Origin of the sequence: Pseudescherichia sp. AS216, assembly GCF_037152055.1 — a bacterium.
Taxonomy (GTDB): Bacteria; Pseudomonadota; Gammaproteobacteria; order Enterobacterales; family Enterobacteriaceae; genus Pseudescherichia.
In genome coordinates this window covers 268,305-283,237 of the sequence record NZ_JBBCMV010000003.1, presented here as the reverse complement: position 1 = coordinate 283,237, position 14,933 = coordinate 268,305, and the positions used below count along the sequence as shown (strand labels likewise).

Here is a 14,933-nt window from a genome sequence, read left to right as displayed (position 1 = left end):
TTAATTGTATATTCAACCAGAGAATTATGCGGACGCGATTATCGCTTTTAGCCACAGTTTCTGCCGATCATCTTACCTCATACCCGCATCGGTTATAAGACCCTTTACGAATGACCTTAAGCCTTCTGATGTTATACAGGAGAGGTGAGTGCTATTAATATTAACAATTGTCAGTAATCGCAAGCTATCGTATTAAATAATTATCTATTGATAATAGAAACGTGTCTTAATAGTCCTTAACATTACCTTTACACCCTACCTGTTTTGCCTGATGTCCGGCCCTATCTTCTCTCCCCCCCGTTGCGTATATTAGCTAAAAAACGCCCTGCTTTCGCCCTACAATACAGTGATAACAGCGGCAATTTTGCGATCTACCCACACATTAATCCAAAATTAATATTTTTGTCGAAATTATTATCAGCTCCATGCTTGTAACCTCAGCGTAAAAAACCGGTATCTCTCTAGCGCCAGAGGCAAAATCTTCTTCTGTGCACCCTTCTAAACTGCCATTCGGGGGAGTACATTGTTCCGTGCTGACTTCCACGGCAGGAAGTCGCACCAACAGCTAAAAGGTCAACGATTCATGTCCCCCATCGAAAAATCCAGCAAATTAGACAATGTCTGTTATGACATCCGTGGCCCGGTTCTGAAAGAGGCGAAACGCCTTGAAGAAGAAGGTAACAAAGTACTGAAGCTTAATATCGGTAACCCGGCTCCCTTTGGCTTCGACGCCCCCGATGAGATCCTGGTAGACGTTATCCGTCATCTGCCTACGGCGCAGGGCTATTGCGACTCCAAAGGGCTCTACAGCGCCCGCAAAGCGATCATGCAACACTATCAGGCGCGCGGTATGCGCGACGTGACCGTAGAAGATATCTACATTGGTAACGGCGTCTCTGAGCTGATCGTGCAGTCGATGCAGGCGCTACTGAACAGCGGCGATGAGATGCTGGTTCCGGCTCCGGACTACCCGCTGTGGACAGCGGCCGTGTCGCTCTCCGGGGGTAAAGCGGTACACTATCTTTGCGATGAGTCGTCTGACTGGTTCCCGGATCTTGATGATATCCGTGCGAAAATCACCCCGCGCACCCGGGGGATCGTCATCATTAACCCGAACAACCCCACCGGCGCAGTCTACTCGAAAGCGCTGCTGCTGGAGATCGTGGAAATTGCTCGCCAGCATAACCTGATTATCTTCGCCGATGAGATCTACGATAAGATCCTCTACGACGAGGCGGAGCACCACTCCATCGCCGCGCTGGCCCCGGATCTGCTGACAATTACCTTTAACGGCCTCTCTAAAACCTATCGCGTGGCGGGTTTCCGTCAGGGATGGATGGTGCTTAACGGGCCCAAAAAGCATGCCAAAGGCTATATCGAAGGCCTGGAGATGCTGGCGTCGATGCGTCTTTGCGCCAACGTTCCGGCCCAGCATGCTATCCAGACCGCGCTCGGCGGCTATCAGAGCATTAGCGAATTTATCGTGCCCGGCGGGCGACTCTACGAGCAGCGTAACCGCGCCTGGGAGCTGATCAACGAGATCCCCGGCGTGACCTGCACCAAGCCGAAGGGCGCGCTCTATATGTTCCCGAAAATCGACATCAAGCGTTTTAACATTCATGACGACCAGAAGATGGTGCTGGATTTCCTGCTGCAGGAGAAGGTGCTGCTGGTGCAGGGAACGGCCTTTAACTGGCCGTGGCCGGATCACGTCCGCATTGTGACCCTGCCGCGCCTGGACGATCTGGAGATGTCTATCAACCGCTTTAGCCGCTTCCTCTCGGGCTACCATCAGTAAGCGTATCAAGGGGAAGATTTGCATCTTCCCCTGCTCTCTGCGCACAATGGATCCTTAGCGCCGTTACTGACAGGGTCCATCATGAGTACGAGTCAAAGCCACTTTTTCGCCCACCTCTCCCGCCTGAAACTGATTAACCGCTGGCCGCTGATGCGCAACGTGCGTACCGAAAACGTCTCCGAACATAGCCTGCAGGTGGCCATGGTTGCCCACGCCCTGGCGGCGATCAAAAACCGCAAGTTTGGCGGCCAGGCTAACCCGGAACGCATCGCCCTGCTGGCGATGTATCACGACGCCTCGGAAGTGCTGACCGGCGATCTGCCGACCCCGGTAAAGTACTTCAACTCACAGATCGCCCAGGAGTATAAGGCTATCGAGAAGATCGCCCAGCAGAAGCTGGTGGATATGGTGCCGGAAGAGCTGCGGGATATTTTTGCCGGGCTGATCGACGAGCATCGCTACAGCGAGGAGGAGACGTCGCTGGTGAAGCAGGCCGACGCCCTCTGCGCCTACCTGAAGTGCCTGGAGGAGCTATCCGCCGGTAACAACGAGTTTTCGCTGGCTAAGTCACGGCTGGAGAAGACCCTTGCCGCCCGCCGTAGCCCGGAGATGGACTACTTTATGGCCGTGTTTGTGCCCAGTTTTCATCTCTCATTAGATGAGATAAGCCAGGATTCGCCGTTGTAGTGTTGCTGTAGCCCCGGTAAGCGCAACGCCGCCGGGGAGAGTTAAAACGGGAACAGCATCGGGATCAGCACCACGCACACCACCATCACAATCAGCGTGAACGGCACGCCAATCTTGACGAAATCGCTGAAGGTATAGTTTCCGGGTCCCAGCACAAGGGTATTAACCGGAGAAGAGACCGGGGTCATAAAGGCGGCCGAGGCGGCCATGGCCACCATCATGGCAAAAGGATACGGCGAGACGCCCATCGACTTGGCCGTTGCTAATGCAATAGGTGCCATCAGTACCGCCGTGGCGGTATTCGAGATAAACAGCCCAATGGTGGCGCACATGATAAACAGACAGAGCAGCATCATATACGGCCCATAGCCGCCGCCAAACTCCATCAGCCCCCTCACCACCAGGTCGACGCCGCCGGTTTTTTGCAGTGCCAGAGCAAACGGCATCATGCCGACGATAAGAATAATGCTCGGCCAGTGGATCGCTTTATAGGCGCTGGCGGCATCAATGCAGCGAAACTTACCCATCAGCAGGCAGGCGATAATCGCCGCAACGGGATTAGGGATCTCATCGGTCAGCATCAGGGCAACCATTAGCAGCAGGCAGAAGATGGCGTGAGGCGCCTGGCTGTGGGCGGGCGAGGCGTCCCCGGCCTCGATGGGCATATTCAGCACCACAAAGTCGCGCCCCTTCTGCGCCATCTGGCCGATCAGCTTCCAGTTGCCGACCACCAGAAAAATGTCGCCCAGCTGCAAGGGCTCGTCCACCACCGGCCCGCTAATCGCGCTCCCGTCACGCTTAATGCCGACCATGTTCAGACCGTAGCGGGTGCGAAAACCTATTTCGCGTACGGTTTTGCCAACCAGCTCTGAGTCAGGGATCAGCGACACCTCCGCCATGCCGACGTCCAGCGCCTGATCGGAGAAGTATTCACCGCGCAGGATCATTGGCTCCAGCAGCTGTTCGCTGCAAAAATCGCGCAGGTCGATGTCGGCGGCGGACATATCAATCAGCAGTACGTCTCCGGCGCGAAACTCCGACACGCCGTTGACGTTAACGATCACCCGGCGAAAGCGCCGCCAGCGCTCTACGCCGATCACATTTGCCCCGTAGCGCTCGCGCAGCTTAAGATCGTCGAGGCGCTGACCGACCATCGGGGAGCCGGGACGGATAGCCAGTCGCCGGGCGCGTCCGGTCAGACGATACTCTTTAATCAGATCGCGAAAGGTGCGCCGTTTCCAGCCGTCATGCTGCCCCGCCTGCCCGTCACTCTTCAGGGCAAAACGCATCACCAGCATATAGACGATGCCCAGCAGCAGAATAACGATCCCCAGCGGAGTTACGCTAAAAAAGCCAAAGCCTGGCAGCCCCTCGCGCAGCAGCTCGCTGTTTACCACCAGGTTAGGCGGCGTAGCCACCAGCGTCATCATACCGCTAATCAGTCCGGCAAAGCTGAGGGGCATCATCAGGCGCGACGGGGCGATCTGCATCCGCATTGAGACGCTAAGCACCACCGGAATAAAGATGGCGACCACCCCGGTGGAGCTCATAAAGGCCCCCAGTCCGGCGACGGTAAGCATCAGCAGAACCAGCATTTTGATTTCGCTGCTGCCCGCCACGTTCACCAGCCAGGCCCCCATGCTGGTAGCGACCCCGGTACGCACCAGGCCATCGCCGATAATAAACAGGGCGGCAATAAGAATAACGTTGGGATCGCTAAAGCCAGAGAAGGCCTCGCTGAGGGTCAGGGTGCCGCTCAGGCTAAAGGCCACAATCACCAGCAGCGCCACGGCATCCATGCGGACCTTGCCGGTGGCGAAGAGTACGACGGCAATGGCCAGTAAACACAACACCCAAATCAGTTCACCGTTCACAACGTATCCTTGTTCATTGCGGGGATAGAGCCAGTTTGCCATAAAAAAGCCCCGCTCAGGCGGGGCTAAATCAATAGCATGGGCTGTTGTTCACTATTTTTGCGTATTTGCCTGCGGCTATCAGGCGTTAACGATCTGGTTAATTTCGTTAGCGCTCAAATGGTACTGGCGCGGGCAGGCGTGCCACGCTCCCAGCATACGCTGATATTTTTCCCACATCGGCGTCTGGGCATTAAAGCCGTGCGTGCCGGCGTCAAAGTGGGTGTAACGCCCTTCGGTGTTAACCATAAAGCGCACATAGCTCAGGTAGCGCGCCTCGGTGGCGGCATCAAAGCCCAGGAAGGTCACCCGGCGCTCGTCAATAGATTGAGTATCTTTCAGGTTGGTCCAGGATACATGCAGCGCGTGATACATCTCCATGATGTCGATAACGGTGCGGCAGGTCTCCTCCGGCAGTTCGCCAAACTCGCGGTCCAATTCGCGCATTTGCAGGCCAAAGCCGCGCTCGACGATGGTTTGCAGGCGGCGGTAGCGCTCGGCGTTGGTGGGATCGAGCATCGTCATCATTTTGTACTGATTCGATAAAATCAGCCGTTGGGCATTGGTCATTTCCATCTTACACTCCCGTATCACGTCGGCAAAAAAAGAGGCACATAAATTATGTGCCTTCTTTTATATGCGCAATGGGGGGTGAATTACAAATCATCGAGGAAAGTTTTGTCGAGCTGACCAAATGCGCGCTTAAGCGTATCAGCCAGGGCCTGGTAGTCCGGCTTGCCGGTAACCGGGGCCATCGTCTGGCCAGCATCCTGTAATTTACCGCGTACTTCATAGAACCAGTGTAAAATGCCTGGCGGCAGCGGCGTAACGGAGCGTTTGCCCAACCACCACAGCCCCTGCAGCGGCAAACTCAGCGCAAAGAGCGCGGTGGCTACCGCAGGACCCAGCTGGCCGCCAAGGGCGATCTGCCAGCAGAGGGTGAAGACGGCAACCGGGGGCATGATGCGGATCGCGTAGCGGGTGGCGCGAATGACACGGTTATCGATAAAGACAGGAGCGAGGCTTTTTTCCATAGGCCAGGTCTTCGCATAATGCTGTCCCAGGCGAAACAAACTGAAAAAGCTCACGGGGCGATTCTCAGGTGTGTTCATGGCGTTACCTCAACTTCACATATAAAAATTAAAAAATTTGTGCAAAACAACAACTGCTCATGACAACGTTCAAAATATTTTGTCATCGCTACCCAGTATCGGGTATTCTGTGCCCGCCTGAGTGGGCCTTAGACGATGAACGCAATGTCGTCAATGTAACGCCCAGTATGCCAATTCCTCTTATGGGGCCAAAATGGCATAAACTCAACCGTATTCTCTTTCATCGCGCCAAAAAAATCGTTCTGGCATGATGTTAATCATAAATGTCAGCGTCAACATGCGCTACGCTGAAAGACTCACTGACGTTTTTTTAGCCACGTATCAAAAATAGGTACTTCCATGTCGAGTAAGTTAGTACTGGTTCTGAACTGCGGTAGCTCCTCACTGAAATTTGCAATCATCGATGCACTGAACGGTGAAGAGTACCTCTCTGGTTTAGCCGAATGCTTCCATCTTCCTGAAGCGCGTATCAAATGGAAAATGGACGGTGGTAAACAAGAAGCTGCTTTAGGTGCAGGTGCCGCTCACAGTGAAGCACTGAACTTTATCGTTAACACTATTCTGGCACAAAAACCAGAACTGTCTGCACAGCTGACCGCAATTGGTCACCGCATCGTGCACGGTGGCGAAAAATACACCAGCTCCGTGGTGATCGATGACTCCGTTATCCAGGGCATCAAAGACTCAGCCTCTTTTGCACCGCTGCATAACCCGGCTCACCTGATCGGTATCGCTGAAGCACTGAAATCCTTCCCGCAGCTGAAAGACAAGAACGTGGCCGTATTTGATACCGCGTTCCATCAGACCATGCCGGAAGAGTCCTACCTCTACGCTCTGCCATACAAACTGTATAAAGAGCACGGCGTTCGTCGCTATGGCGCACACGGCACCAGCCACTTCTACGTTACGCAAGAAGCAGCAAAAATGCTGAACAAGCCGGTAGAAGAGGTGAACATCATCACCTGCCACCTGGGCAACGGCGGTTCCGTTTCAGCTATCCGTAACGGCAAATGCGTTGATACCTCTATGGGTCTGACCCCGCTGGAAGGTCTGGTGATGGGTACGCGCTCTGGTGATATCGACCCGGCGATCATCTTCCACCTGCACGATACCCTGGGTATGAGCGTAGAAGATATCAACAAGATGCTGACCAAAGAGTCCGGCCTGCTGGGCCTGACCGAAGTCACCAGCGACTGCCGCTACGTTGAAGACAACTACACCAGCAAAGAAGATGCTAAACGTGCCATGGACGTTTACTGCCACCGCCTGGCGAAGTACATCGGCTCCTACACCGCGCTGATGGAAGGTCGTCTGGACGCCGTGGTCTTCACCGGCGGTATCGGTGAAAACGCGGCGATGGTGCGCGAGCTCTCCCTGGGCAAACTGGGCGTGCTGGGCTTCGAGGTTGACCACGAGCGTAACCTGGCAGCCCGCTTCGGCAAATCCGGCTACATCAACAAAGAGGGTACCACCCTCGCGATGGTCATCCCGACCAACGAAGAGTTGGTGATTGCCCAGGACGCCTGCCGTCTGACTGCCTGATTCCACACCGCCAGCCCACGCTGGCGGTGCTGTTTTGTATCGCGCCAGTTTTCTGGCGGTAACGAAAAAGAGGATATACCGTGTCCCGTATTATTATGCTGATCCCTACCGGAACCAGCGTCGGCCTGACCAGCGTCAGCCTTGGCGTGATCCGTGCTATGGAACGCAAAGGCGTTCGTCTGAGCGTCTTTAAACCTATTGCCCAGCCACGTGCCGGGGGCGATGCGCCAGACCAGACCACCACTATCGTGCGTGCGAACTCCAATCTGCCTGCCGCTGAACCGCTGAAGATGAGCCACGTTGAGTCTCTGCTCTCCAGCAACCAGAAAGACGTGCTGATGGAAGAGATCATCGCCCGCTACCACGAAAGCGCAAAAGACGCGGAAGTGGTGCTGGTTGAAGGTCTGGTGCCGACGCGCAAACACCAGTTTGCCCAGTCGCTGAACTTTGAAATCGCTAAAACGCTGAATGCCGAGATCGTCTTCGTCATGTCTCAGGGTACCGATACCCAGGAGCAGCTGAAAGAGCGTATCGAACTGACCCGCAACAGCTTCGGCGGCGTGAAGAACACCAATATCACCGGCGTAATCGTTAACAAGCTGAACGCGCCGGTTGACGATCAGGGCCGTACCCGCCCGGATCTCTCTGAGATCTTCGATGACTCCTCCAAAGCGAAAGTGATCAGCATCGATCCGGCGCAGCTGAGCGCGTCCAGCTCGCTGCCAGTGCTGGGTGCCATTCCGTGGAGCTTCGATCTGATTGCCACCCGCGCAATCGACATGGCAAAACACCTGAATGCCACCATCGTTAACGAAGGCGACATCAACACCCGCCGCGTGAAGTCCGTGACCTTCTGTGCGCGTAGCATTCCGCACATGCTGGAACACTTCCGCCCAGGCTCTCTGCTGGTGACCTCCGCTGACCGTCCTGACGTGCTGGTTGCCGCCTGCCTGGCCGCGATGAACGGCGTTGAGATCGGTGCAATCCTGCTGACCGGTGCCTATGAGATGGACGCCCGCGTTGCTAAGCTGTGCGAGCGTGCCTTCGCCACTGGCCTGCCGGTATTCATGGTTAACACCAATACCTGGCAGACCTCCCTGAGCCTGCAAAGCTTCAACCTGGAAGTGCCGGCTGACGACCATCAGCGTATCGAGAAAGTGCAGGAGTACGTGGCTGGCTACGTGAACGCTGACTGGATCGAATCCCTGACCGCCACCTCCGAGCGTAGCCGCCGTCTCTCTCCGCCTGCGTTCCGCTATCAGCTCACCGAGCTGGCGCGCCAGGCCGGTAAACGCGTTGTGCTGCCGGAAGGCGATGAGCCGCGTACCGTTAAAGCGGCGGCCATCTGTGCCGAGCGCGGCATCGCGACCTGCGTGCTGCTAGGTAACCCGGAAGAGATCACCCGCGTTGCGGCGGCTCAGGGCGTTGAACTGGGCGCAGGCATCGAAATCGTTGACCCGGACGTGGTGCGTGAAAGCTACGTAGCCCGTCTGGTTGAGCTGCGTAAGAGCAAAGGCATGACCGAAGCCGTTGCCCGCGAACAGCTGGAAGACAACGTAGTGCTCGGCACCCTGATGCTGGAGCAGGACGAAGTTGACGGCCTGGTTTCCGGTGCGGTTCACACCACCGCGAACACCATCCGTCCGCCGCTGCAGCTGATCAAAACGGCACCGGGCAGCTCGCTGGTCTCCTCCGTATTCTTCATGCTCCTGCCGGAGCAGGTATATGTTTACGGCGACTGCGCGATTAACCCGGATCCGACCGCTGAACAGCTGGCTGAGATCGCTATTCAGTCCGCGGACTCTGCGATTGCCTTTGGTATCGAGCCGCGCGTAGCGATGCTCTCCTACTCCACCGGTAACTCCGGCGCGGGTAGCGACGTAGAGAAAGTGCGTGAAGCGACTCGTCTGGCGCAGGAGAAACGTCCTGACCTGATGATCGACGGTCCGCTGCAGTACGATGCTGCGGTAATGGCTGACGTAGCGAAATCTAAAGCGCCGAACTCACCGGTTGCCGGTCGCGCTACCGTGTTCATCTTCCCGGATCTGAACACCGGTAACACCACCTACAAAGCGGTTCAGCGCTCTGCCGACCTGATCTCCATCGGGCCGATGCTGCAGGGTATGCGTAAGCCTGTAAACGACCTGTCCCGTGGCGCACTGGTTGACGATATCGTCTACACCATCGCGCTGACGGCGATCCAGTCTTCTCAGCAGCAGTAAGCGAATACCACGCGTTAAAGGGTCATGGCGCTGCCATGGCCCTTTTTTTGTGGGCCAAATTCGCCCTCCTCCGCTTCTTCTATTAGGGTTAACAGGTACGATTTAACCTGATAACGGGAGAAAGCATGACGCAATCTGCAACCGGGCACGTTAACGACAACGACTTCACGTTACTGGATCGCTACTGGCGCGCCGCAAACTACCTCTCCGTCGGCCAGATCTATCTGATGGATAACCCGCTGCTGCGCGAGCCGCTTAAGCCGGAACATATCAAACCCCGCCTGCTGGGCCACTGGGGCACCACACCAGGGCTGAACTTTATCTATGCGCACCTTAACCGCGCCATTCGCCAGCGCGATTTGGATATGCTCTACGTCTGCGGCCCTGGCCACGGTGGGCCTGGCATGGTCGCGAATACCTGGCTTGAGGGTAGCTATAGCGAGATCTACCCCGACATCAGCGAAGACGCGCCGGGGATGCAGAAGCTGTTCAAGCAGTTTTCGTTTCCCGGGGGTATTCCCAGCCACGCCGCGCCGGAAACACCCGGCTCGATCAACGAAGGGGGCGAGCTGGGCTACTCCCTCTCCCACGCGTTCGGGGCCGTGTTTGATGCCCCCGACTTGATTGCCGCCTGCGTGATCGGCGACGGCGAAGCCGAGACCGGCCCGCTCGCGGCCAGCTGGCACGGGATCAAGTTTCTCAACGCCGCCCGCGACGGAGCCGTGCTCCCGATCCTGCACCTCAACGGCTACAAGATCGCGAACCCGACGCTGCTGGCCCGCACCAGCGATGAGGATCTTACCCAGCTGTTTCGCGGCTACGGCTACGATCCGCTCTTTGTCAGCGGCCACGAGCCGGAGAAAATGCATCCGCAGATGGCCGAGGCGCTGGATAACGCCCTGGATAAGATCCGCGCGTTCCAGCAGCGCGCCCGTCAGGGTGAGACTGCGGAGTCCATCCCGCGCTGGCCGATGATTATTCTGCGCAGCCCGAAGGGGTGGACCGGCCCGCAGACCGTCGACGGCAAAAAGGTAGAAGGCTTCTGGCGCGCCCATCAGGTGCCGGTCTCTTCCTGCCGGGAGAACGACGAGCATCGACAGATCCTTGAGCGCTGGATGCGCAGCTATCAGCCAGAGGATCTCTTCGACGAGCAGGGGCGGCTTAGGCCTGAGCTAAAGGCGCTGGCACCAGCGGGAGACAAGCGGATGGGAGCGACTCCCTGGGCCAACGGCGGAAGGCTGCGCCGCGAGCTGGTGACGCCCGAGCTGCAGGAATTCGCGCTTGATATTGCCTCTCCTGGCGAAACCCAGGCGCAGTCCACGGAGGTGCTGGGGCGCTATCTGCGCGGCATCTTCACCCGTAACCCGGACAACTTCCGCCTCTTTGGCCCGGATGAGACCGCCTCCAACCGGCTGGGGGATGTCTTCGACGTGACTAACCGTACCTGGGAAGGGGAGATTGAGCCTTACGATGAGCAGCTTGCTCCCGATGGCCGGGTGATGGAGATCCTCAGCGAGCATCAGTGTCAGGGCTGGCTGGAGGGCTACCTGCTCACCGGACGCCACGGCCTGTTTAACTGCTACGAGGCCTTTATTCACATTATCGACTCGATGTTCAACCAGCACGCTAAATGGCTGAAGGTGACGCGCAAGCTGCCGTGGCGCGAACCCGTCGCCTCCCTGAACTATCTGCTCTCCTCCCACGTCTGGCGACAGGATCACAACGGCTACAGCCATCAGGATCCTGGCTTTATCGATCACGTCGCCAACAAGAAAGCCGATATCGTGCGCATCTACCTGCCGCCGGATGCCAACACTCTGCTGTGGGTAGCCGATCACTGCCTGAAGACCTGGGATAGGATCAACGTCATCGTCGCGGGCAAGCAGCCAGAGCCGCAGTGGCTCACCCTGGAAGAGGCGGCGAAGCACTGTGAAGTCGGAATGGGCATCTGGCCCTGGGCAGGCAACGAAATACCGGGCAAAGCGCCGGACGTAGTGATGGCCTGCGCCGGGGATGTCCCTACCATGGAGGCGCTGGCGGCAGTAGATCTGCTCCGGGGTTATCTGCCGGATCTTAGCGTGCGGGTGGTAAACGTAGTCGACCTGATGGCGCTCCAGACCGAGGATCAGCATCCGCACGGGCTGAGCGACGAGGCGTTTGAGGCTATCTTTACCGCGGATAAGCCGGTGATCTTCGCCTTTCATGGTTACCCAAGCCTGATTCATCGCCTGACCTACCATCGTAATAACCATCGTAACTTCCACGTGCGTGGTTTTATGGAGGAAGGCACTACCACCACACCGTTTGACATGACGGTGATGAACGAGCTGGATCGTTTCCATCTGGCGCAGGAGGCGATTTTGCGGGTAGAGAAGCTGGCGGGCAAGGCCGATGCGATCCTTGACGATTTGCAGGAGAAGATTGCTGAGCACCACCGCTACGTGCGCGAGCACGGGGAAGATCTGCCTGAGGTACGCAACTGGAAGTGGCCTTCGCAGCAGGGAAGCGGCGACGTGCCGGAGTAAATCGAGGCGATAAAAAAGCCGGCCATGGCGTACCCTGGCCGGCTTGATGCTTTTAGGCAGGCCTACTCGGTTTCAGCCAGCTTAAGCGTATCGTTGTTGGCGTTGCGGCTCATCCACAGCGCCAGCGCCTTAAGGGAGTCCGGGGTAAACTCATCGCAGCGGGCGGTGATCTCTTCCGGCGTCATCCAGATGGCTTCGCTGACCTCATCCTCCTGCAGGGCAAAAGGCCCGTGGGAGACGCAGCTGAAAAGCCCACCCCAGACGCGACAGTGATCGTCTTCGTAGTAGAACTGCCCATGCTCGGCAAACGGCACGCCAGCAATGCCCAGCTCCTCTTCCGCTTCACGACGTGCGGACTCCAGCATCCCCTCGTCCGCCTGCACCACGCCACCCGCCGTCGCGTCCAGCAGGCCAGGCAGGTAGTCTTTTGTCTCGGTACGGCGCTGCACCAAAATTTTCCCCATGCCGTCATGCACGACAATGAAGGTGGCCCGATGACGCAGACACTGCGCGCGCATCTGTTCGCGGCTAGCCTGCGCAATCACCTCGTTGTCCTCATTGACGATATCTACCCATTCCGTGCCTGTAAAATGACTCTGTTCCACCATCGGAAAAACCTTCTCTGCATAGCGCTCTGGTGGCGCGTTTCTGGTTGAGAGCTAACTTACGGATTAATGGCGACCTCTGCAATAATCCGTTGATCGTTCAGTGCGATTACGCGAAAAATACCGTCGTCAAACATACCGTAGCTGGCGGCGAAGCCCCCTTTCGGGATGCTTACCGAACCGGGGTTGAAGTAAATAATATCGCCGCGCTTTTCCGCCACCGGAATATGAGTATGACCGGAGATCAATACATCGCCAGGGTTGAGCGGGGGTAAATTTTCTGCATTATAGAGGTGACCGTGGGTCAAAAACAGCCGGGAATGACCGAATAATACCTGCTGCCAGGGGGCAGTGATGGGAAACGTAAGCAGCATCTGATCCACTTCGCTGTCACAGTTGCCGCGCACGGCGATGATCCGCGACGCCTGCGTGTTCAGCCGCTCGGCCACCTGCGCGGGCGCGTACCCCTCCGGCAGCGCATTGCGCGGCCCGTGGTTAAGCAAGTCGCCCAGGATCACCAGCCACTGTGCGCCGCTCTCGGCAAACCGCGCCAGCACACGCTCCGTCGCCGGCAGCGACCCGTGAATATCAGAGGCAAACATCAGCTTCATCGCTTACACCCTTATCGTTGAAAAATGTGCTTCATGATAACGGATTTGCCAGTGCTAAACAGCTTCAGCGCGCGGCCGAAAGGGCGATATAGCGCTGCACCGAGGAGCGTTGCCACTGGAAGGCGGCGTAGTCTGCGAGGCGCTCGGGCACCTCGTCGCCGTTAAGCACCAGTCGGTTCAGCATCAGCGCCAGATCGGCATCGGCAATGCACCATTCGCCAAACAGATTGGGGTTGGCATGGGCCAGCAGCGCGCCGGCAATAGTGAACAATTTTTCTGCGCTCCGCTGGCCCGCCTCGCTCAGCGGGGGCTTTTTCACACCGGCGAAAATCACATCCGTCGAGCGCTCCTCGCGGATCGGCATCAGATCGCTGCGCAGCCAGGCCTGAATCTGCCGTGCTCTGGCGCGCTTCTGGATATCGTGAGGATAGACGCGCTCCCACTCCGGCGGCGCAAAACGCTCCTCAAGGTATTCGCTAATCGCCGAGGACTCCGTCAGCTCAAAGCCGTCAACCTCCAGCAGCGGCACGCGGCGGCTGAGATGGTATCCCTTCCACTCCGGGCGCAGATGTTCGCCATCGTTGAGGTCGACGGTCTTCAGCGTAAAAGGCAGCGCCTTTTCGTGTAGCGTGACGTACACCGACATGACGTAAGGAGAGAAAAAGTCTGCATCAGACCACAACGTTATTGCTGGCTCGCCCATGGGTATCCTCATTAAATTATCGAATTTCATCTAAAATATAGCGTCCTGTGCGGGCTGTCACTGCCTTAAAATCCCGCCTCGCCCGCCAACGCCTATACTCCTGTTTGCGACTTTATTCCCTGACAGGAGCTGAGATGATCGATCTCTATTACGCGCCCACCCCTAACGGTCACAAAATTACGCTATTCCTGGAAGAGGCGGAGCTGGATTACCGTCTGATCCGCGTCGATATCAGCAAAGGCGATCAGTTTCGTCCTGACTTTCTGGAGATCTCGCCGAATAATAAAATTCCCGCCATCGTAGACCATGCCCCTGTCGACGGTGGTGCGCCGCTTAGCCTGTTTGAATCAGGGGAGATCCTGCTCTATTTGGCAGAGAAGAGCGGCATGCTGCTCAGCGGCGAGCTTCGCGAGCGGCATCTGACGCTACAGTGGCTCTTCTGGCAGGTAGGCGGTCTGGGGCCGATGCTCGGGCAAAATCACCACTTTAACTACTTTGCGCCCAAGCCAGTGCCCTACGCTATCGAGCGTTTTCAGGTTGAAACCCAGCGTCTCTACGGCGTGATGAACAAGCGTCTTGAGCGCGTGCCCTGGCTGGGCGGCGAGCACTACAGCATCGCCGACATCGCCGCCTGGCCGTGGATCAATGCCCACGAGCGCCAGCGGATCAACCTCAGCAGCTACCCGGCGGTAAACAACTGGTTCGAGCGCATTCGCACCCGCCCCGCCACCCTGCGGGCGATGCAAAAAATTGCGCAGAATTAGCCGTCTCGCCCGCGTGGGCAGGCCGTTTAACCTCGTGTATGATATTGCCGATCACTACACAGAGGGAATTTATCATGTCGCAACCAGACGCTGTCATACGAATAAAAAATTTGCGCCTGCGGACCTTTATCGGCATCAAAGATGAGGAGATAGCAAACCGCCAGGATATCGTGGTCAACGTGGTTATCCACTACCCCGCGGACAAAGCGCGGGCTAGTGAGGATATCAACGATGCCCTGAACTACCGCACCATCACTAAAAACATCATTCAGCATATTGAAAATAATCGCTTCTTTTTGCTGGAAAAATTAACTCAGGATGTGCTTGATATCGCACGCGAACATCACTGGGTTACCTATGCTGAAGTGGAGATCGATAAACTTTACGCGCTACGTTATGCCGACTCGGTGTCGATGAGTATGAGCTGGCGACGTTAAGCGCAGCCCTGGAG

The 14,933-nt window shown here is 56.9% G+C and carries 13 protein-coding genes; 7 read left to right on the top strand and 6 right to left on the bottom strand.

What is annotated here, in order from left to right; translation table 11 throughout:
- Window positions 1-583 precede the first annotated feature (583 nt).
- Both alaA and yfbR read left to right on the top strand, forming a co-directional pair.
- Window positions 584-1,798 carry an alanine transaminase AlaA gene (gene alaA / locus WFN61_RS10685; protein WP_144816959.1) on the top strand — a complete coding sequence of 405 codons (1,215 nt, stop codon included), beginning with the start codon at window positions 584-586 and terminating at the stop codon, window positions 1,796-1,798.
- An 81-nt stretch (window positions 1,799-1,879) separates the two neighbouring features.
- Window positions 1,880-2,485 carry a 5'-deoxynucleotidase gene (yfbR, locus tag WFN61_RS10680; RefSeq protein WP_144816958.1) on the top strand — a complete coding sequence of 202 codons (606 nt, stop codon included), beginning with the start codon at window positions 1,880-1,882 and terminating at the stop codon, window positions 2,483-2,485.
- A 41-nt stretch (window positions 2,486-2,526) separates the two neighbouring features.
- On the opposite strand, the gene WFN61_RS10675 is transcribed toward yfbR, so the two are convergent.
- The 3 genes from WFN61_RS10675 to yfbV form a co-directional block, all read right to left on the bottom strand.
- On the bottom strand, window positions 2,527-4,359 hold the full coding sequence (locus tag WFN61_RS10675) for an SLC13 family permease (protein ID WP_257758294.1): 1,833 nt from the start codon (window positions 4,357-4,359) through the stop codon (window positions 2,527-2,529).
- A 120-nt stretch (window positions 4,360-4,479) separates the two neighbouring features.
- Complete coding sequence (locus tag WFN61_RS10670) at window positions 4,480-4,974, bottom strand: YfbU family protein (RefSeq protein WP_144816956.1); 495 nt, start codon at window positions 4,972-4,974, stop codon at window positions 4,480-4,482.
- 80 nt (window positions 4,975-5,054) lie between these two features.
- Window positions 5,055-5,510, bottom strand: coding sequence for a terminus macrodomain insulation protein YfbV (gene yfbV, locus WFN61_RS10665; protein ID WP_144816953.1), 456 nt, complete (start codon window positions 5,508-5,510; stop codon window positions 5,055-5,057).
- A gap of 339 nt (window positions 5,511-5,849) precedes the next feature.
- Here yfbV and ackA point away from each other — a divergent pair, with 339 nt between their 5' ends.
- The 3 genes from ackA to WFN61_RS10650 all read left to right on the top strand — a co-directional run bounded on the left by ackA (window position 5,850) and on the right by WFN61_RS10650 (window position 11,799).
- A complete protein-coding gene (gene ackA / locus WFN61_RS10660; protein ID WP_042389557.1) occupies window positions 5,850-7,052 on the top strand; it encodes an acetate kinase in 1,203 nt (400 codons plus the stop codon).
- Window positions 7,053-7,132: 80 nt separating this feature from the next.
- Window positions 7,133-9,274 carry a phosphate acetyltransferase gene (gene pta, locus WFN61_RS10655; RefSeq protein WP_144816951.1) on the top strand — a complete coding sequence of 714 codons (2,142 nt, stop codon included), beginning with the start codon at window positions 7,133-7,135 and terminating at the stop codon, window positions 9,272-9,274.
- A gap of 125 nt (window positions 9,275-9,399) precedes the next feature.
- Window positions 9,400-11,799: a phosphoketolase family protein gene (locus tag WFN61_RS10650; RefSeq protein ID WP_312273247.1), complete on the top strand. Its 2,400-nt coding sequence runs from the start codon at window positions 9,400-9,402 to the stop codon at window positions 11,797-11,799.
- 62 nt (window positions 11,800-11,861) lie between these two features.
- Here WFN61_RS10650 and yfcD read toward each other — a convergent pair whose 3' ends face one another.
- The 3 genes from yfcD to yfcF all read right to left on the bottom strand — a co-directional run bounded on the left by yfcD (window position 11,862) and on the right by yfcF (window position 13,718).
- Entirely contained in the window at window positions 11,862-12,407 is a 546-nt protein-coding gene (gene yfcD / locus WFN61_RS10645; RefSeq protein WP_042389552.1) for an NUDIX hydrolase YfcD, read from the bottom strand.
- Window positions 12,408-12,463: 56 nt separating this feature from the next.
- Window positions 12,464-13,015 carry a phosphodiesterase gene (yfcE, locus tag WFN61_RS10640; protein ID WP_312175071.1) on the bottom strand — a complete coding sequence of 184 codons (552 nt, stop codon included), beginning with the start codon at window positions 13,013-13,015 and terminating at the stop codon, window positions 12,464-12,466.
- A 64-nt stretch (window positions 13,016-13,079) separates the two neighbouring features.
- Window positions 13,080-13,718, bottom strand: a complete 639-nt coding sequence (yfcF, locus tag WFN61_RS10635) for a glutathione transferase (RefSeq protein WP_312175199.1) — start codon at window positions 13,716-13,718, stop codon at window positions 13,080-13,082.
- 134 nt (window positions 13,719-13,852) lie between these two features.
- Here yfcF and yfcG point away from each other — a divergent pair, with 134 nt between their 5' ends.
- Window positions 13,853-14,482 (top strand): GSH-dependent disulfide bond oxidoreductase, encoded by a 630-nt coding sequence (yfcG, locus tag WFN61_RS10630; protein ID WP_144816943.1) that lies wholly within the window; start codon window positions 13,853-13,855, stop codon window positions 14,480-14,482.
- A gap of 74 nt (window positions 14,483-14,556) precedes the next feature.
- Entirely contained in the window at window positions 14,557-14,919 is a 363-nt protein-coding gene (folX, locus tag WFN61_RS10625; RefSeq protein ID WP_042389544.1) for a dihydroneopterin triphosphate 2'-epimerase, read from the top strand.
- Window positions 14,920-14,933 lie beyond the last annotated feature (14 nt).